This is a genomic window from Streptomyces sp. NPDC059456, from assembly GCF_042750055.1.
In the GTDB taxonomy this organism is placed as follows: domain Bacteria; phylum Actinomycetota; class Actinomycetes; order Streptomycetales; family Streptomycetaceae; genus Streptomyces.
Genome location: NZ_JBHYVA010000015.1, coordinates 13441 through 31747, shown reverse-complemented (window position 1 = coordinate 31747; position 18307 = coordinate 13441). Strand labels below are relative to the sequence as shown.

General features: G+C 70.6%; 12 protein-coding genes and 1 pseudogene. 7 read left to right on the top strand and 6 right to left on the bottom strand.

Features of this window, described 5'->3' with window-relative positions; genetic code table 11:
* The first annotated feature begins 81 nt into the window (after nucleotides 1–81).
* Both ACFXA3_RS03055 and ACFXA3_RS03050 read left to right on the top strand, forming a co-directional pair.
* Complete coding sequence (locus tag ACFXA3_RS03055) at nucleotides 82–4314, top strand: hypothetical protein (RefSeq protein ID WP_385181082.1); 4233 nt, start codon at nucleotides 82–84, stop codon at nucleotides 4312–4314.
* A gap of 185 nt (nucleotides 4315–4499) precedes the next feature.
* Entirely contained in the window at nucleotides 4500–7241 is a 2742-nt protein-coding gene (locus ACFXA3_RS03050; protein ID WP_385181079.1) for a hypothetical protein, read from the top strand.
* A 1337-nt stretch (nucleotides 7242–8578) separates the two neighbouring features.
* Here the strand turns inward: ACFXA3_RS03050 and ACFXA3_RS03045 are convergent.
* Nucleotides 8579–9154, bottom strand: coding sequence for a hypothetical protein (locus ACFXA3_RS03045; protein WP_385181076.1), 576 nt, complete (start codon nucleotides 9152–9154; stop codon nucleotides 8579–8581).
* 16 nt (nucleotides 9155–9170) lie between these two features.
* Nucleotides 9171–10436, bottom strand: coding sequence for a CHAT domain-containing protein (locus ACFXA3_RS03040; RefSeq protein ID WP_385181074.1), 1266 nt, complete (start codon nucleotides 10434–10436; stop codon nucleotides 9171–9173).
* Between the two features lie 393 nt (nucleotides 10437–10829).
* Between ACFXA3_RS03040 and ACFXA3_RS03035 the strand changes: the two genes are divergently transcribed.
* From ACFXA3_RS03035 to ACFXA3_RS03025, 3 genes are read left to right on the top strand one after another with little or no spacing between them, the layout of a single operon-like run.
* Complete coding sequence (locus ACFXA3_RS03035) at nucleotides 10830–11393, top strand: hypothetical protein (RefSeq protein WP_385181072.1); 564 nt, start codon at nucleotides 10830–10832, stop codon at nucleotides 11391–11393.
* Nucleotides 11393–12193 carry an NAD-dependent epimerase/dehydratase family protein gene (locus ACFXA3_RS03030; protein ID WP_385181069.1) on the top strand — a complete coding sequence of 267 codons (801 nt, stop codon included), beginning with the start codon at nucleotides 11393–11395 and terminating at the stop codon, nucleotides 12191–12193. The genes ACFXA3_RS03035 and ACFXA3_RS03030 overlap by 1 nt, the downstream gene beginning before the upstream one ends.
* A gap of 45 nt (nucleotides 12194–12238) precedes the next feature.
* Nucleotides 12239–12610: a low affinity iron permease family protein gene (locus ACFXA3_RS03025; RefSeq protein WP_385181066.1), complete on the top strand. Its 372-nt coding sequence runs from the start codon at nucleotides 12239–12241 to the stop codon at nucleotides 12608–12610.
* A 302-nt stretch (nucleotides 12611–12912) separates the two neighbouring features.
* On the opposite strand, the gene ACFXA3_RS03020 is transcribed toward ACFXA3_RS03025, so the two are convergent.
* The 3 genes and pseudogenes from ACFXA3_RS03020 to ACFXA3_RS03010 all read right to left on the bottom strand — a co-directional run bounded on the left by ACFXA3_RS03020 (nucleotide 12913) and on the right by ACFXA3_RS03010 (nucleotide 14231).
* Nucleotides 12913–13275: a hypothetical protein gene (locus ACFXA3_RS03020; protein ID WP_385181063.1), complete on the bottom strand. Its 363-nt coding sequence runs from the start codon at nucleotides 13273–13275 to the stop codon at nucleotides 12913–12915.
* 189 nt (nucleotides 13276–13464) lie between these two features.
* A pseudogene (locus tag ACFXA3_RS03015) lies at nucleotides 13465–13721 on the bottom strand (Rid family hydrolase); the annotation flags it as partial.
* A gap of 213 nt (nucleotides 13722–13934) precedes the next feature.
* Nucleotides 13935–14231 carry a hypothetical protein gene (locus ACFXA3_RS03010; protein WP_385181061.1) on the bottom strand — a complete coding sequence of 99 codons (297 nt, stop codon included), beginning with the start codon at nucleotides 14229–14231 and terminating at the stop codon, nucleotides 13935–13937.
* A 237-nt stretch (nucleotides 14232–14468) separates the two neighbouring features.
* Between ACFXA3_RS03010 and ACFXA3_RS03005 the strand changes: the two genes are divergently transcribed.
* Nucleotides 14469–14906 carry a glutaredoxin domain-containing protein gene (locus tag ACFXA3_RS03005; RefSeq protein WP_385181088.1) on the top strand — a complete coding sequence of 146 codons (438 nt, stop codon included), beginning with the start codon at nucleotides 14469–14471 and terminating at the stop codon, nucleotides 14904–14906.
* Between the two features lie 408 nt (nucleotides 14907–15314).
* Here ACFXA3_RS03005 and ACFXA3_RS03000 read toward each other — a convergent pair whose 3' ends face one another.
* Nucleotides 15315–16667 (bottom strand): phospholipase D-like domain-containing protein, encoded by a 1353-nt coding sequence (locus ACFXA3_RS03000; protein ID WP_385181058.1) that lies wholly within the window; start codon nucleotides 16665–16667, stop codon nucleotides 15315–15317.
* Nucleotides 16668–18018: 1351 nt separating this feature from the next.
* On the opposite strand from ACFXA3_RS03000, the gene ACFXA3_RS02995 reads away from it, so the two are divergent.
* The gene (locus ACFXA3_RS02995; protein ID WP_385181057.1) at nucleotides 18019–18213 is read left to right on the top strand and encodes a hypothetical protein; all 195 of its coding nucleotides are present in this window, start codon (nucleotides 18019–18021) and stop codon (nucleotides 18211–18213) included.
* Nucleotides 18214–18307 lie beyond the last annotated feature (94 nt).

The following is an 18307-nucleotide window of genomic DNA, read 5'->3' as shown; positions in this document are numbered from 1 at the left end:
GGGCTGGAGCGGTCGTGTGGGGAGCCGGCCGGCTCGCTGTCCACACTGGGCCCCTGCCGGAGCGGGACTCCAAGTTGCGACATGGCGTCAAAGCGCGTGCAAAACATGGCTGTTCACGGCATGCCCGAGTGGACGACTGGGGATGACCCTGCGATGAACGGCGACACGGGGGATGAGCGGCCCGACTCGAAGGCGGGTGCGCGGAGTCCCAAGAAGCTTGCGCGGGCGCGGGTGGGATGGCCGCCCGCCCTGCGAGAGTTGAAAGATCTTCTGTACACGGCGTACACGGAGGCGGGCAGCCCCAGTCTGGATGCGATGACCGCCGCCATCGCCGGGGATGACGGCCTGGCGGGGGCTCCGCGCAGGGACACCGTCCGCCGCATCATCAGCGACCCGGGGCTGCCGCCCAACCAGGCGGACGTCGTATCCGTCGCGCGCGTGCTGGCCCGGTACGCCCGCTGGGACGGGGACGACTTGGCACGGCGGGTGCTCGAACGGTGGGTCCGAGCCCGGATGGCCACCAGGGTGGGCCGTCCGATCACCGACTTCGCCAACGACGACCGGCTCGTTCTGCATGATCTGCACGTCCACACGGCCTTCGAGAGCGCGGACGCCGGGGCGCTCGGGGCTTTGCCGGGCTATGCGCGGCGCGCACACGATGATCAGCTGGCCGAGGTGGTGGCCGCAGCCAAGGCCGGAAGCAGCCGCATTGCGGTCCTGGTCGGGGGATCCTCCACCGGGAAGACCCGCGCGCTGTGGGAGGCGGCGCGGACTCTCCCGGAAGGGTGGCGGCTGTGGCACCCCTTCACCCGGACGCGACAGGGCGTCACCTCGGACATGTTCGAGGACATCGCCCCACGCACCGTGATATGGCTGAACGAGGCTCAGATCTACCTTTCAGCGCCTACGCAGGGTGAACAGATCGCTGCGCAGCTGTGCAGTCTCACGGGCGATTCTTCGCGCGGCCCCGTGCTGGTCCTCGCCACGCTCTGGCCGGACCACTGGAACACCCTGACCAACCGGTCCGGTCCGGACGACGAGCACAGTCAGGCCCGTGCCCTTCTGGAGAGCCACAACATCAAGGTTCCGGAGGCCTTCACCTCGGACGAAGTGATCGTCCTCACCGGCGCCGGCGCCGTGGATCCCCGGGTTCTGGAGGCAGCCCGTCGCGCCGAGGACGGTCAGATCACCCAGTACCTGGCCGGGGTACCGGTGTTGATGGATCGCTACGAGAACGCGCCGCCGGCCGCGCGGGCACTGATCGATGCCGCCATGGACGCGCGTCGGCTCGGCGCGGGTCCCCGCATCCCGCTGAACTGGCTGGCCGAAGCCGCCCCCGGCTACCTCAGCGGGGCCCAATGGAACGCCACCGGCGACTGCTGGCTCGAGGAAGCCCTCGCCTACGCCACGACCCCGTGCAAGGGAATCCCCGGCATCCTCATCCCCGTCAAATCCGGTACCACCCCCAACCAACGCCCCGCCAAGACGAGCCCTGCGGACGGCGACCGGGACAGCCAGGGGCGGCATTACCAGCTGGCCGACTACCTTGACCAGTACGGACGCCGTCGCCGCACCGAGACCGTCCCACCGGTCGCTTTCTGGATGGCAGCTGCCCGCCACGCTCATCCCGCCGACCTCGCCGCCCTCGGTGACGCTGCCTGGGACCGTGGCCTGTACCGCGACGCAGCACAACTCCACAAGAACGCCGTGTCATATCGGGACGGCGAGGCCGCGGCTTCACTCGTACGACACCTGAGGCAGTTGGAGCCCGCCGACCCTCGTCCCGCCCAATGGGTGGCCGCCCATTCACCTGTCACCGACCCGTACGCGATCACAAGGATGATGCGGGTCCTGGCGGGAGTCCGGGCGGACGAGCAGGCCGCCGAACTGGCCACCCGCGCCGCCACCTTCTTCCCCCTCGACGATCCGGACGCAGTGGCTGTCCTGTTACGTGAGTTGGGCGGGGCCGGGGCCGGCGAGCAGACCGCCGCTCTGCTCGACCGCGACCCCGCCACCCAGGTCTGCCTCGACGATCCGGAGGCAGTGGCCACCCTCGTGAAGCTGCTGCGGGAGGCAGGAGCGAATGAGCAGGCCGGCGCCCTGGCCTCGCGCGCCGCCGCGCGCACGCCTCCCGACCGGCTGAACGTCGTGGCCGAACTACTGCAGGCACTGAACGAGGTCGGGGACCACGGGCAGGCCGCCGCCCTGGTTTCCCGTACCGTCAGCCACACCCCCCTGGATGACCCGATCAGGCTGGTGGCGTTGCTGCGGGCACTGCACGTGGGCGGGGCACACGAGCAGGCCGCCGAGCTGGCGTCCAGCGCGGTCAACAGCACACCCCTCGACAATGCGCATGTCGTGGCCAAGGTCCTGACGGCATTACGCGATGTGGAGGCACACGAACAAGCCGCCGCGCTGGCCTTCCGGGCCGCCACCCACACCCCCCTCGAAGACTCCTGGATCGTGGCCAGGTTGGTGGAGGTGCTGCTGGAGTGCGGGGAGCCCGAACAGGCCGTCGCGCTGGCATCCCGTGCGGTCAACGATGCTCCCCTCGACGACGCGAACGTGGTGGCAGGGCTCGTCAAGCTGCTACCGGCACTGCGCGAGGGCGGCGCGCATGCCCAGGCTGCCGAACTGGCTTCGCGAGCCGCCGCCCACACGTCCCTCGACGACTCGCATGTCGTGGGGGAGGTTGTGCGAGCGCTACGGGAAGGCGGGGCGCCCGAACAGGCCGCCGCGCTGGCTTTCCGGGCCGCCGCCCATACACCCCTCGACGATCCTTGCGCCCTGGACTGGCTACGGGTGGGACTTTTGTGCGGCGCCGGGGCAGATGAACAGATCGCCACTGAGGCTTCGCATGCCGCCGCCGCCGTCAGCCTCGACGATCCGGTTGCGGTGACCAAGCTGATGGGGCTGGTGGGGGAATTGCGGCAGGTCGGCGCACACGAGCAGGCCGCCGCCCTGGCCTTCCGGGCCGCCGCCTGCAGCCCGCTTGACGATCCGGACGCGATAGCAGGACTGCTACGGGAACTGCGGGAGGCCGGCGCACACGACCAGGCCACCGCCCTGCTCGACCGCGACCCCGCCACCCGTGTTCCTCTCGACGATCCGGACGCGGTGGCAGGACTGCTGCGGGAACTGCGCGAGGCCCATGCACATCAGCAGGCCACCGCTCTGCTCGCCCGCAGCCCGGCCACCCACACCCGTCTCGACAATCCCCGGGCGGTGGCCAGGCTGATAGGGCTGCTGCGTGAGCTGCGGGAATCCGGCGCCCGTGAACAGGCCGCCGCCCTTGCCGCCCGTGCCACCAGCCACACACCCCTCGACAACCCGTACGCCGCATCCCATCTCGTGGGGCTGGTGCAGGAGCTGACGGGGTTGCTGCGGGAACTGCGGGAGGCCGGAGCGCAGGAGGAGATGGCCGCCCTGGCGTCCTGCGTCGTCGACCACATCCCCCTGAGCGATCCGGCCGTGGTGGCAGAGCTGCTGCGCAGTCTGCGAGAGGTCGGTGCACACGAACAGATCGCCGCTCTGCTCGCCCGCCACCCCGCCACGCACGCGTGCGTCGACAACCCCCATGCGGCCGTCCAGTTGCTGAGAATCCTGCGGGAGGCCGGGGCACACGACCAGGCCGCCGTCTTCGCGTCCCGCATCGACTTCGCCCACACACCCCTCGACGACCCGTACGCCGTTGCCGCGTTGGTGAGGCTGCTGCGGGAGGCCGAAGCGCACGAGCAGATCACCGCTCTGCTCGCCCGCGACCCGGCCGCCTGTACACGCCTGGACCACCCGCATGCGGTGGTGGGACTGCTGAGGGAGCTGCGGCAGAGCGGTGCACACCAGCAGGCCGCCGCCCTTGCAGCCCGCGCCGCCGACGAGACGCCCCTCGGCAATCCGCGCACAGTGTCCAGCCTGCTCCAAGAGCTGCACGAGACCGGGGCACACGAACAGGCCGCCGCACTGGCCACCCGCGCCGCCAACCACACGCCCCTCGACAACCCCTACGCGGTGGACGGACTCTTCGTGCTGCTCAGGACGCTGCATCAGGCCGGAGCACACGGACAGGCCGCCGAACTGGCATCCCGCATCGCTGCCCACGCGCCCCTCGGCTACCCGGACGCCATGGCCGAACTGTTGCGGGAGCTACGGAAGGCCGGGGCGCACGACGAGGCCGCCACGATGGCGCAACGACTCGTCGCTTCAGGGCACTTCGAGGTGCTCGTGTACACGGATGACAACGCGGGGCGGTTCCGGTACGGGCGCGAACCGGACGGGAGAGCGGCAGCGCCGTGGGGATGGGAGGATCTTGAGTGATCGCCACGGCAAACGCCCGGTACCTCCGGGACCGCCGACCGGCGTGAACTGCCACGCCGGCATCTTCTACCGGGTGAGGGCACATGAGTGACGAATCATGGCTTTCGTTGGTCGTTCGGTTCGTGCGCACCAGCCCACTGCGTCGGCTGGCCAGATTCCTTCTCTGGGGTTGTGCCGGCTGGGGATTGGCCGGCGCCTATGCCGAGCTCACCGCGGGCGGCCCGTTGACGCTGACGCTCCTGGTGCTGTTCGGCGCGGCGGTCGGTGGGGTCGGCAGCCTGGCCTGCGGGATCGGCGGTGGCGCGGCGCTGCTGCTGGAGGGGGTTCCACCGACCGACGTCCTGTGGTGGTTCCTGCCCCTCGTGCTGGTGTTCGGCATCGTGCAGTTTTCGCTGATCGAAGCGGTCAGCAGTCGACGGACCGGTGAAGTCGTGCTCGCCCTCACCGGATACGGGCTGGACGAACCGGGACATCGCCTACCACGGCTGGTGGAGCGGCTCGCCCACGGCGCTCTCACGGTGCCCCTGGTGCTGTGGGCGCAGGAACCGGCCCTGTCGTCGCTGGTGATCCTGGGGCTGACCGCCGTCATGCACCAGCAGTTCCTCAAGGCCACACGCAGTCTGAGCCGCTATCGACGGATGGAGGTGCAGGTCTCCGCTCCCGCGTGGATCATCTGTGCGGCTCTGCTGGCGCTGGGCCCGGTGGGCGCGGTCATCGCGGCGCGAAGCCCGGAAGGGCTCTCCGGCGTCCTCGTCTACCTACTGGTGGCCGGGGCACTCAGTGGGGCTCTGACCGTCTGCATCCGGTTCTGCGAGCGGGCGTTCATCTCGGTCGTCGGTTCCCCGCAGATGCGGCACCGGACCGTGTTCAGCGCGGCCTACGGCTTCCTGCTGCTCCCGGCATGGCTCGGTGCACTGACCCTCACGGTCCGTCCCGGAACGGGCTCGGCGCAAACCCTGGGCCTCGCGGTCGCGCTGCACCTGCTGTTCCTGGCCCTTTTCATGAAGCGGCCCTGCGTGTGGCTGCACCGGCTCGACGCTTCGCTGTTCATGCGGTACACGAATCAGGGTGACGAGGAGTGGCTGCACAAGACGTGGCGCTACGACGCCACGCACGGTCGCACGGCCGGGCCCGATCTCACTCTCGTCAACGTGCTCAACGAATCCGCCGCGCGTATCTCCCAGGGCACGTTCATCCCTCCCCCGCCCGAGCACTGGAGGGGCTTCCTGGACGGCAAGGTGCGGCCTGTGGAGTTGTCGGTCCACTGGAGCGACAAAGCGGTGCGGCTGCTCAACCTGACCACACCTGCGAAGGACGCCGCACGCGAGGTCCGCCTGGAGCACCGGGCCTGCCGCATCAGCTGCCTGACCACGGTCGGATACACGTACCTGTTGCACGGCTACCCCGAGGACGGGCAGCGGGCCCTGCTGGACGCCGCCGAGCTGTGCCGGAGGGCCGGACTGCCGAACATCCGTGTCCAGATCGCCAAAGACGCCTGGCTCGCCGGCCTCGACATCGACCCCGGCGGTCTCGAACCGCTCGAGGACGCCCTGCTGAGCCCGCGCGTCGTTCCCGCGCTGCGTGCGCGGATGACGATCGAGGTGGGCAGCCTGCTCTACGTGCGCAAGGATCCGCGGCTCGATGCCTTCGTGGACCGGATGAGCCGCGTCCCGTTCCATCCGGAGAGTGCCGGAGCCGAGAAGGTTCAGCAACTGCGCCACATGGTCACCATCACTGCGGCCGGGGTCGGAGGGCGCTTCCTGGCCCCTCCGGACGACCTGGACGTGTTCACCCGGGGCGTCGAAATGATCCGGGAGCAGGTGTCGGGCAATGCGCGGATCCGTGTGTTCGTGAGCGGTGTGCTCAACGGAATGCTCGACGTTCCCGGCAGACGAGCGATTCGGGCGGGAGTGGCGCAGCTCGGTTCCGGCGCCCCGGAACGCGGCGCGGAAATCCTGTACCGCACGGCGCACAAGCTTGTCCGGCGGGGGCTGGGGGCCGTGGCGGCCGAACTGCTGGAGCTGAGCGGCGAGGTGTTCGCCCGTACCGATCCACGCCGCGCCCTGGCCTGTCTGGAGCAGGCCGTCGCGCTCAGGGACGACGGCCGCACCAACGTGCTGAGCGCAGAAGCGCGAATCGCCTACGCGAGGACCACGGAACCGTTGTACGAGGACGTGGTGGGACTGCTGGTCGACGGGGCGGCCGATCAGGTGAAGGCGTTCGACCTGGTGGAGCGGGCCCGGTCGCGGGACCTGGTCAATCTGCTCGGAGAGCGGATACCCCGGCCCGAGCTCGACGGGCTGACCGACGTCGTGGCCGCGATGCTCCGGGTGGAGAACGCGGCCGAAGAGGTCGAGCGCAGCAGGGCCCGCATCGGTCAGGCGTACCTGGCTCCGCACCGGTACGGCGTCACGCCCTCGCACGACGAGGGCGGCTGGTCGCCGGGTCTGAGATGGGCGGAGGCCGTGGACGCGGCGACTTTGGCGCAGCATCACCTCTTCGAGACGATGGAGGGTCTGGAGGGGGCCGGTCTGGACGAGGACGCGGTGGACCTGGTGTGGCTGCTCGGCAGGGAGGCGGTGGCCGAGCGGAGCCTGCGCGTCGAGGCGCGGCGCATGCGGGTGGCGGTCGACAAAGCCGGGCCGCAGAGGGCCCGGCGCCTCGCCCGTGACCGGCAGCTGGCCGCGTGGGACACGTTGGCCGACCACGGCGGGCGCGCGGCCGAGTACGTGGCGCTGCGTCGGGGCACGCCCATCACCTTCGCTGAGGTGCGGACACTCCTTGCCGAGGCGGGGTCAGCCGGGCAGGGCGCGAAGGGGTCCGCTCCCGGTGAGGAGGTCGGCGGCGCGGGCCCGGACGACCGCGACGATCACGGAGTCGCCCCGGAAGTCCAGGACCAGCACGTCGGGGACGATCGTGCCGGCTGACACGATGACGGTGACCTTGTCCCCGCGCCGGACGGTGTCCGCGAGCAGGTGCGCCTCGGTGAGCTGGATCGGCAGGACCGTCCTGCCGTCGAGTGCCCCGTCGGCGATCCGGGGGCCGAGCAGGTCGGTGTCGACGGCCTGCCCGGAGGCCAGGGGGCGCAGCGGGTAGCGGCCGACGATGTCGCCGGCGTGGTCGCCGTGCAGATCGGCGGGGGTCAGGGGTCGGTAGGGCAGGACGGACCGCTGGGCGATCGTCGGCTCCGTCCAGGCGTGAGCGGCAGCCGTGCCGCCGCCGAGCAGCAGTCCCAGGACCACGATGACCAGGGGCCACCGCCTCGTGGAGGCCGCTGACGGCCTGCCACTGCGGCCTCCGCTCTCCCTGGAATCGTCCTGGGGGGAGTCGTGTTGGTGCTCCGCGCGGTCCGGCTGTGGCGGGGGCGGCCGCAGCGGCGGAAGCTCGGACCCCGGGGCCGCGTGGTCCAGGAGGGCGGACTCGTCGGAATGCACTGCGCCTCTGACCCACAGTCGGTCAAGGGCTTGCCACAAGGCGGGTTCGTCCTCGTGGTGGGAGGGACGGCGCAGACCCATGGCCTCCACCAGCGACCACCGGTAGACGTCGAAGGCCGTCCGCAGCAGCCGACCGTACGCCTCGGCCGCGCCGATGGCAGCGAGGTAGGCGAGCCATGCCACCAGGAATCCGCCCCACCAGCACAGGGCCACGGCGTACCAGGGCAGCAGCCAGGCCGCGATGCCGGTGCCCGCCAGCGCGAACGCCACCCCCAGGGCGCACACGGTCACGGCGAGTTCGAGCTCGCCGAGTGCTACGGCAAGAGTGTGCTGGAAGGCATCGGGGAGCGTCGGGTACAGCCGGGGCCACGCGATGACCGCCCGGATCGCGTACCGGTCGGCGCTGTACTGCTCCGCGCCGCGCATGACATTGCCGAACGTCGTGGGCAGCAGGAGCCGGCCGTCGCGGGGGTAGAGGTGCCAGCGGGGATCGTCGATGCGCAGCCCGCGATGGATCGCGGCCTGGCGCCGCCGGCCGTTCTCGGTGAATCCATGCGGAAGCCTCTGCCAGTAGCCCTCCAGCAGACGGACCAACGCCGTACGCTGCGCCGTGACGAGCTGGCTGATCAGGAGGGCCGCCACCAGCAGCACGCCCGCGAGTGCCAGCCGTGCCGAGCCGTCCAGGGCCGCCCACCACCGTACGCTCGCCGACCAGCCGACTCCCGCGACCACCAGTCCGCCGAGGGCGATGAGGAATCCGAGCACGGGGACGAACACGGCGCGCAGGGTGCGCTGTTCGAGGGCCCCGGCGGCCGCGTCGAGCACGCCCATCACGTGCCGCCACGGCGGGAGAGGGGCACCAGGCGATGGGCGCCCTTCTGGCAGGTGTACGTCTTCCCCCGGACGTAGTACTCGAACTCGTTGGCCTCCCCGCAGGCGGTGCACGTGATGCGGACCGGGTCAGGAAAGTCCGTCGGCCGTCCCAGCGGGTCCGAGTCCATCCCCAGCTGGGCTGCTGCCGTCTCCAGGAGACGGACGGCCTCCTCACGCAACGCGTCCACCGGCACCACACCCACCACGGTTCCCGCCCGCACCACCACCAACCCGGCCGCCCCGTCCAGCACGTCGAGGATGTCGGCCGAGGTGAGCAGTACGACGATGTCCAATCGGGCGGAGACCACGAGGACGGGCCCCCGGCCGTCGGGCCTGGTCAATGCGCACGGGATGCCCGCCCCGTCCAGCAGGACCACGGGACGGCTGCTGCGGTCCGGGACGTCCCCACTGCCCGGACTGCCCGGACCGCCCGGACTGCCCGGACCGATCAGGAAGTCGGAACCGTCCGGCTCCGTGTACGCGGTATCGAAGTCCGTGCTCATGAGGTCGGACATCGTGGGGCCGGAGGTCATCAGCACCAGTCTCCCGTCAGCACGAAGGGCGCCCAGTGGTACGGATCGGAAAAGGCGCTCTCCGTTCCCGAGCGCCGCTCGAGCACCGGCCGGGCGAGCCGCACCTGGGCGGCCTGGACCCGGGCGGCGGCGCGCAGACCGTCCGCCAGGCCACGGGTGGCGCACAGCTCGTCGTAGATCCGCAGAGCCGTTCCGACGTCACCGGCCCGGGCGAACAGCCGGGCCTCCTCCAGGAGGAACACCGTTTCGAGAGGAGAGCCCTCCCCCAGCGTGGACCCGATCGGGGTGCCTCTATTTCTGTACCCCCCCGCGGGGCCGCCGCGGCCCCCCCCCCGTCGACGTGGGTGAGCCCGCGCAGCCACGTCTGGGCACGGCGAAGTGACTCGGCCTTGCTGTTGCCTGCTCGCAGCTCCTCGTAGAAGCGGGTCAGCAGCAAGCCGGTGGACAGTTCGTCGACCCGCCACAACGACACCAGCGTGGACGCGGCCCCCGCGTACAGCAGGGCTCGGGTGAGCCCGATCAGTTCGTCGCCGGGACGCCGGTCGCTCAGGCCGCTCTCGCACGAGCCGAGCACGACCAGGTCCACCGCCAAGGACAGGCCGAGGACGTCCTCGGCCGTCAGCCTGCCATCGGCCAGTTCGACACCGGAACGCATCGGATCGACCGGCTCGAACACACCATGGGCGGTGAAGTGCAGGACGTCGGGCGACCCGTTTCCCGCCCGCAACCGCTCCAGCAGCCCCGCACGTGAAGCCTGCGCACCGACGAGCACCTCGGGCTCCGCGAACAGCCGACTCACCGCTGTTGCTTGAGTGTGTGCGAACGTCATCGGCGGATCGGAGGGAGGGGCGGCCACGACGAGCACCGACGAACGCGTCGCCTTCCGTTGGGACCAGCAGTACCGCAACACCGACGCGCTGGGTGTCAGCACGACGGGGTTCCGGTCGGCCAGTGGCGCGCCGTCGAGGGGAACGGCATGGAGAGGCAGCCGGTGCAGCGCGTCGTGCGGGACGAGGTAGACGACGTCGCCGGGTGCCGCCCACTCCTCGATCGGCCGTACCAGCGCCCGCAGTGCCTCTCCCGCGAGGTGGTCGGCCATGCGGAACCGTTTACCGCGCATGAGGGCGTAGAAGGCCTTGGCCGAAGCCCGTAACTCGGCTCGGGTCAGCCCGACGGTGAGGATCTCCGGTTTGTCCGCCTCGGGAACGATCCCGAAGATGCGGATGCCGTGCTCGGTGACGTAGTACTCAACCAGGATGACGCGAACGCTCTCGGCCGACACCCGACTCCCCCCACCTGCCGCCCCTCGACCTCCCTTACGAAGGGTAATCGGATACCCACGTTCGCGTAATGCGGACGGCGCAGCTTCCTGCCCGCTCTTGCCTGCCCTTCCCTGCTCCTGCCTGCGCTTGTCTGCCGCCGCTGCCGATCGCTTCCTGGTCGCCGGCTTGGGATGAGACCGGCCACTGGTGCCGGCGCCCCTCGTGGACCCCGGGCGTGTGTCGAGCCCGTAAACGGGAAGGCGCCCGGCGGGCCCGCGGATCGGCATGGAAACGACAGCCGTGCGACCGCACCTGACCGCTGCGGGACGGACCGTCGTCCGCGCGCCCCTGGCTCGGCCCATCCGGCGTCGGCCGCCACACAGCTTGGGCACCACGACCGATCGGAGAGCACCATGAAACGCATCGCCCCGGATCCCCACCATCTGCTGGGCATCTACCTCAATGACCATTTGGCCGGAGCAGGGGCCGGAATCTCCCTGCTCAAGCGGGTGGCGCGCGCCCACCGCGGATCCGACGCCGGGCCCCGGCTGGCCAGGCTCACCGAGGAAGTCACCGAAGACCGCGACAGCCTGCGCGAGGTCATGACCTCCCTCGGCGTTCCCGTGCACTACGCCCGCGCCCTGCTGGGCGTCGCCTCCGCACAGGCGGCCCGGCTGAAGGGAAACGGCAGGCTGCTCGCGCGTTCGCCCCTGAGCGACGTCCTCGAGCTGGAGGCGATCCGGGTCGGTGTAGAGGGCAAGAAGGAACTCTGGCGAACCCTGCACACCCTGGCCCGCACCGAACCCCGCTTGGACGCCGAGGCCATGGGCCGGCTGCTGGCACGTGCGGAACGCCAGGCCGGTGCACTGGAGGCCCTGCGGCTGACCGCCGTGGACCGCGCCCTGCGTGGCGGCTCCCCGCAGGTGGCCAACCCGCACCGCACCGGCCGCCGTGCGCCGAAGACGGGGTGGGCGTGATGAGAGTCGTGGTGACCGGAGCCACCGGCAACGCGGGCACCGGTGTGGTCCGCGCGCCGGCGCGCGATCCGGCGGTGTCCCGGGGGACGGGTACCGCCCGCCGCCTGCCGGGTCACGGGGTGGAGGGGGTGCGCTGGGAGGTCGCGGACGTCGACCCCGGCGGCAGTGACCTCGACACGCTGTTCCGGGGCGCCGACGCCGTGGTGCACCTGGCGTGGAAGTTCCATCCCACCCACGACCCGGTGGAGACGTGGCGGACGAACGTCCTCGGCTCGGTGCGCGTTTTCGAGGCCTGCGCGCGCAACGGAGTGCACACGTGGGTGCACGCCTCGTCCGTCGGGGCCTACTCGCCCGGTCCCGAGGACGGGCGGCCGGTGGACGAGTCCTGGCCCACGCACGGCTGGCCCGGGGAGGCCCGTACCCGGGAGAAGCCGTACCTGGAGCGGTATCTGGACGGCTTCCAGCCGGCGAATCCGCAGATGCGGGTGGTGCGGATGCGGCCGGGATTCCTCTCGCTGCCGAAGCACGCCCCCGCAGTCGGGCGATACCCCGCTCGCTCCCCCAGCGCGACGGACTGCCTCCCGGCCGCCCTGATCTTCCTTGCGGACGATCTGCTGCTCCGGAAGCCGCTGCGGCCCGAGCACCTCACGTCTCGGCTGCTCGGGCGCTGCGAGATCACCTGTGCCGGCATCACGACGGTCTGCTCGGCCCTCGTGCTGCACCGGTCAGTGCCCCGCGGGTGTCATGGGGCGTGTTGGCGCCCGGTTGCGGGTCCGGCAACCGCCGGCTACGGACAGTAGGGATGCGCCGTCGGCGTGTGCCTGGACGAGCGAGGGTGTGAGAGCGTGACGTTTCAGCATCCGGCGCGCAAGCGTCAGGACGGTCGGCGGGGTCGGTTCGAGGAGTTCGCGGAGCTGGCATCGAATTTCACCAGCTCACCCCTGTTCGCGGTGCTGTGCCTGTGCCTGGTGGGCGGGTTCATCGCGGTGCACGTGGCCGGGCTGTCGACGGAGTGGCAGGTGCTGGTCGGCGACTCGATGGCGGCGGTGACGCTGTTGCTGCTGGCGATGCTGAAGAACTCCGAGCGGCGGGCCGAGCACGCCATCCAGCGCAAGCTCGACGCGATCGCCCGGGCGATGCTGGAGCAACAGGACGGCGAGCGCGGGCAGGCCTACGAGGACCTGAAGGCGGCAGTCGGCATGGAGGAGCGCCTTTGACAGGGCCGTGGTGGCCGGCCTCCTTCCCTTCCGAACTTGCCGCAAGGGCAGTGCTCGTAGACGCCCGCCGCCTCTACAGCCGCCGGAGGGGCAACAAGGCGGGTCGGCCGCCGCGTGGACGGCGCAGGAAATCGAGCAGCGGCAGCTGAGGGACTACCGGTGGAATCCCCGGCCGGTGGGACGCCTCGGGCCGGTACGGGTGGGGCCGGCTCATCGCCGTGCAGCAATGGACGTGCGAACAGGCCCTCGGGGATCAGACCGGGCGGGTGATGTTGGGCACGCACGCAACAGCCGATACCGGCTCAGCTCGTGGCGTCCGTCAGGAAACCAATCCCAACCAATGCCCCGGCGTAGACCAACACCAGCAGCAGGCTGCAGAAGACCAGTAGCCACCCCGTCACGATGCCGAGCAGAGCCAGCCCGCGGTCGCGGCCGCCCAGGCGCTTGCCGCGGCGGCGGCCAAGATGCCCGGCCGGGATGGCTACAAGCCCGAAGACGAACATGGCAAGTGTGTAGTAGCTGCCGTACATCAGCCAGAACATCGGCGTCGCGAAGATGGCCACGATCAGGCCGACGCCCATGGCGGCCGACCACATACTGACCCGGGCCGGCTTGTTGCGCGCCTCCATCGTCGATGGGGCTGTCTGGTGAGAACTGCTGGTCACGATGGATCTCCCTGTCAGGCTCGGCACGCCACCCTACGGGAGAACGAATTGCCTTGGACTGCGGCTCCGTCAGCCCTCGCCGGCCGCTTGCCCCGCCGTCGGGCTCTGCCGGCTTCGCGCTCTGGGCAGGCGCCCCCTGGGGCCTGGGGCCCACTCGCCTCCGCCCCGAACGGTGTCCGGCTCCGACGGTTACACGGTGATCCGCCGGGCGTACACCTCGATCGCGGTCTTCATGCGGAGGTCGGCGAGCCCGCACACGAGCGTCGTGGCAGCCGGCCGGACCTCACCGAAGGTGCGAAGCAGCACCGCCAGCAACGCTCGAAGTCGTCCCGGTCCGGGAGCAGGTAGCGCACCCGCACCACGTCAGCGAAGGTGCACGTCGCTTCGGCCAAGGCGGCCTCGATGTTGTGCAGGCCCTGCTCGGCCTGCTCCACCACGTCCTCGGCCACGCGCTGTTCAGCCGAGAGCCCGGGCGCATCAGTCCCACGGCGGCGGGCCGGGAGCTCCTCCCCGCCGCTCGGCACGCCCTCAACGACCTCGCCGAGAACCTGACCGCAGCCCGAGAAATCGGCAGCGGCAGAACCGGCCACCCTGAGGATCGGCTTCGCCGCCCCCCTCGGCCTCCCCGGCTCCCCGGCCCCACAGCAGCCCCGAGCCGATCACCGCAGCCCAGAACTCACCGAGCAGGGCCGCGAGCCTCGCCGGGCCGTCAGAGCCCGGCGCCTCGCCGGGCCGTCAGAGCCCGGCGCCTCGCACGGACCCCCGGCGAGCCCGTCCAGGCGACACTCGGCCTCCGTACGCAGCGCCCGGCCCGACTCGGTCGCTGTCGCGGCGGCGTGGGGCTCCAGCAGGTCGCGCCCGACGAGGCGCTCCCGCGCGGCGGACCAGTCCGGCGCGCTCCACTGCCGGCTCTGGAAGGTCTCCCCCGGCGCCGCCCCGATTGCGGCGAACGACACAAGTGCCCCTACCAGATGGAGACCCGCGACAAGGAGACCCGCGACACGGCCGTCCCACGCCGTTCACGCAAGATCGTCGCCGCCGGCCAGGGCGCGCACCCACGTTCCCGCTGTTCAGCAAAGCGTGTCCTCGGTCGGGGCGCACGGTCAGACCAGGGCCGCCCCGGTGTCCGGCGAACACCCAGGTGAGTGGGCCAGTTCTCCGAGCACTTCGGCTCATCGGTAGTCTGCGTCACCATGATGCGCGCTTGGATCCTGCCGATGCTGCTTGTGCTCTGCGGCTCAGCCGTCGCAACCGGGCTGGTCTTCAAGGGGAGTCCCGGCACGGCCGCAGCGCTCCTGCCGGCCTTCCTGGTGCCCGCCGGCGTGAACTCACCCCTGATCTTCCCGAGGTCGATCAGTGCGCAGGAGGCACAACGCCGCAGCGCGGTCGACGGCCGGCCTGTCGTCTTCTGGCGGCCTGGCTGCAGTTACTGCATACGACTGCGCATCCGGCTCGGCCGCAATGCCCGCCGGCTGCACTGGGTCAACATCTGGCGCGACCCGACAGGGGCCGCAGCGGTGAGGGCGGCCAACGACGGCAACGAGACCGTGCCGACCGTCGTCGTGGCGGGCAAGCCACACACCAACCCCGACCCGGCATGGGTCCGCGAGCAGCTTTCACCTTCCCCATGATCAGAAACCACGCCCTACCGGAGAGGGGTCCACGGAGCCAAGCAGACAGACGGCGCCGGTCGCGGCGGACCAAGAGACAGGCCCTCGTCCCGGGAGGATCTCGGCCAATCCCTGCGATGCCCGGCGGCGGCCGGCTGGGGGCCGGTAGCTTCGCCGCCATGACGCCGCCCGTGTTCCACCGACGCCCGCCTGCTGCTCCTAGCTCCACCCCGCCGAAGGGGCGCCCTACATCGGCCCCCACACGCCCGGACAAGAACCCCCCGATGCCACCCAACCCGCCCCAGCCGCGCTAGGGAAGCCGGCTGCTGGGCGCGTGGACCGGCTCCCGTACGAGAACCTGCCCGGAAACCACCCGGCAGGCCGTGGCCGACCGTCCGGGCACAGGACGGTGGCGGCGTCCTGTGCCCGCTACAGGACTCCCCCGTACTGGGCCTCCGCGATCGCGGCGGCGCGCTGGTCGCGGAAGTTCGTCACGTAGGCGTCGTGCACCGCCGGGCTGTCGTACTTCAGCAGCGCCTCGTCGTTGCTGGTGAGGGCCATCCCCGTGTACGTGTGGCTGCCCGTGAAGACGAGCTTCTGGTCCTTCGCGCCCTTGTACGAGCCGTCGATGAGCAGGTACTTGGTGTGGCTCGCCGTTCCGGAGATCTCCGGGGCCGCCGGATCCTTCAGGTCGTCGTTGCCCAGGCGGTGGAGGGAGATCTTGCCCTTCGCGGTCGACCTCGTGAGCCAGTAGGCCGTCTCGCGGTGCGTGCCCTCCGCTTCGTAGTCGGCGAGCTTGCCGTAGACGACGTCGACGAAGCAGCCGGCGTTGGCCAGCTCCCAGAGCTTCTCCGCCACCTTCGGCCGGGAGATGTGACCGTTGGCGATACGGATCACGGTACGGCCGTCGGCGGTGCCATGACCGGTGGTGTTCCCGTAGCAGACCGGGGCGGAGGTGCCGTCGGGGTTCTTCACGGGGGTCTCGACCATGCTCAAGATGTTCTCGATGACGTCCGTCGAGGAACGCGGGAAGAAGTAGGCCTTGGCCGGCGGCGCCTCCACGTCGATCGCCAGGTCGCTGACCCGCCCGGAACCGTCCGGACGTGCCTGCGAGGCAGCCATCAGGTCGAAGTAGCGGGTGTAGCCGGCGTGCAGGAGCGCGTTGTCGGCAACGATCATGGCGTCGTTCCAGGCGGACTCGCGGTCCCAGGTGGTGAGGTTGCCCGAGGACTGCACCACGACGTCGTCGACGGGCTTGCCCTTGTCGGGCGCACCGCTGCCGGTGGTCCGGGAGAAGAGGAAGAACTTGTTGTGGTTGACGCCGCCCGTGCTCTTGGCCAGGCAGGGCTGGTTCGGGGCGCACACTTTGAACCAGGACGTTCCGTACGTGTGGCCTGCGGGCGCGGCCTCCTTGAAGGCCTCCTCGAGCTTCTTCTTGACTGCCGCACCGGAGCCGCCCATCCAGGCGTCGCTGATGCTGTCGTCGTCGACGAGGATCTGGACGTTCACGTTGCGCTTGTGGGCCGCCACGAGCTGATCGGCGAGCCAGCTCGATCCGAACAGGTACAGCGATATGCGGATGTCCGACCCGCTCTGGGCGCCGTTGACGAGGCGCCCCAGCTCGCTGAGGATCGCGCCCTGCTCGGCCGTCGCACCCCTGGGCTTGTTGAAGACGGGGCCGGTGGTCACGTAGGTCGCCGTGTCCTCGGCGGTGGCGGCCGGCGCGGCCGTCATGAGGAGGCCTCCGATGAGGAGCGCCGTGAGGATTTTCTTTCTGATCACGCCCGTCACCTTACGATCTTGACCGCGTTGACGGTGCTCCGGCTGTGTGCGCCTCGGCCGTGCGGCCGTCGGGCTCGGTGGCGATGTGATGGGGGCGCGAACGCAGACGCGCGCGGTGAAGTCGATGCGTCCTTGGGCGCTTTGAGGCGCTCGCGGATGTCCGGGGCGGCGCCCCCTGGTTCTGATCTCGCAGTCGCCGGCCTCGTACGAAGAGACCCCGACCAGCCTGGGGGGGGAGAGGCTGGCCGGGGTCGGCCCTGGCCCAGCCGGGGGGGATGGCCGGCCAGGGCGTACGGGGTGCGAGACGAACGTGGCAACGGATCTTGTGCCGCCACCGCGTCCGCCGAACCCCTGTCACCGTACTCCTCTCGATGCCACATCACCGTCTCGCCGCACCCGAGGGCTCCGGCATCGTCCCTGCAGGGCGTGGTGCGGGCCCATATCCACGCCGTGGACGGCACCGGGGACGGCCACTGTCCGGCCGCAGCATGGTTCGGCCACTCAACACGGCCCCGGCAGCTCGCCGAGTTCGCTGCCGCTGGGCTGGTTGGCCGGCTCGTCCAGGAGCGGGGCAGCAACAACGCCGCGCCCAGCGTCCGCTCTGACGTACCGGCAGAAGCCGGCCGGCGCAACGCCGCCAAGGGCACCCTCCCTGGCGTCTCCGCCCTGTTCCTCGCACGACCACCCCCGGCTCCGCCTCGGCTCCCGGGCGTTCCGGCTTCGCGGTTGGCCGGAGGATTCCGCTGCGCTGTGGACGTCCCGGCAGGTCGGCAAGCACCTGCGGCCGCGAGACCATCTCAATGAGCTGGACGATGGCGTAGACCATCGTGTAGACGATGGCAACGGCTTCATCGCTGACGAAGAAGGCCCGTCACGGTGTTCAGGCAGGTCAGGACTGCCCGGGTGTCCGGCGATCCGGCGGAACGTGGGCGGGGACGGGCGGCGGTCACCGGTTTGAAGGCCACATCGGGCTGAGCGGGCTTTGCTGCCGGCGCCGGCACTCGGGCGGAGAGAAGCGCCTGACCTGCATGAACTCATGGGGTTGGATCGATGGCCGGACCAGACGCATCGTCACGTTGCGTATCCACGGTGTCGCTTGGGATAACAAGAGCGTCACATACCTCCCCGCGCAGTGCCACGCGCTCGGGTTGCGGCCTTACGGTCCAGGAAGCGCATGAGGGGCCCGCTGCGGCCGATGTCCTGGACAGATGGCGACCACGGTGAACCCCTCTGCGCGCCCCAGTGCCCGATAGCAAGCAAGGAGGCTCCGTTGGAGCGTAAAACGTTCCCCGCCAGCAGCACCACACCACCGTGCGATGAGTGCACGAACCGTAACCTGCGGCGGGCCCGAGTGGCCGATACTGTCCGGCTCTTCGCGTTGGCCACATCAGTGATCCTCGCAGTGCTCGGAGTCGTCGTCGCCGTCGTGTCCGTCATCCAGGGCGACTCAGACCTGGCGAAGACGACCTGCACGATCGCCGGAGTGGGCGTTGCCGCTGCCGCAGCACTGCATCACACCGGCAGGAAGGCAGTGACTGCCAACTGAGACGCCGGCTCCGGCTGACCGTTGCCGTGCGGGTGGCCGGTTTGGTCAACAGGGGAAACGGGCGCCCCACCAGGCCGGGGGGTCGGGGGGGGTT

Bases quoted from the DNA above. Each gene is read 5' to 3' on its own strand.
- ACFXA3_RS03055 (WP_385181082.1), top strand. From the start codon at position 82: ATGGCGTCAAAGCGCGTGCAAAACATGGCTGTTCACGGCATGCCCGAG.
- ACFXA3_RS03045 (WP_385181076.1), bottom strand. From the start codon at position 9,154: ATGACCTCCGGCCCCACGATGTCCGACCTCATGAGCACGGACTTCGAT.
- ACFXA3_RS03035 (WP_385181072.1), top strand. From the start codon at position 10,830: ATGAAACGCATCGCCCCGGATCCCCACCATCTGCTGGGCATCTACCTC.
- ACFXA3_RS03030 (WP_385181069.1), top strand. From the start codon at position 11,393: ATGAGAGTCGTGGTGACCGGAGCCACCGGCAACGCGGGCACCGGTGTG.
- ACFXA3_RS03005 (WP_385181088.1), top strand. From the start codon at position 14,469: ATGATGCGCGCTTGGATCCTGCCGATGCTGCTTGTGCTCTGCGGCTCA.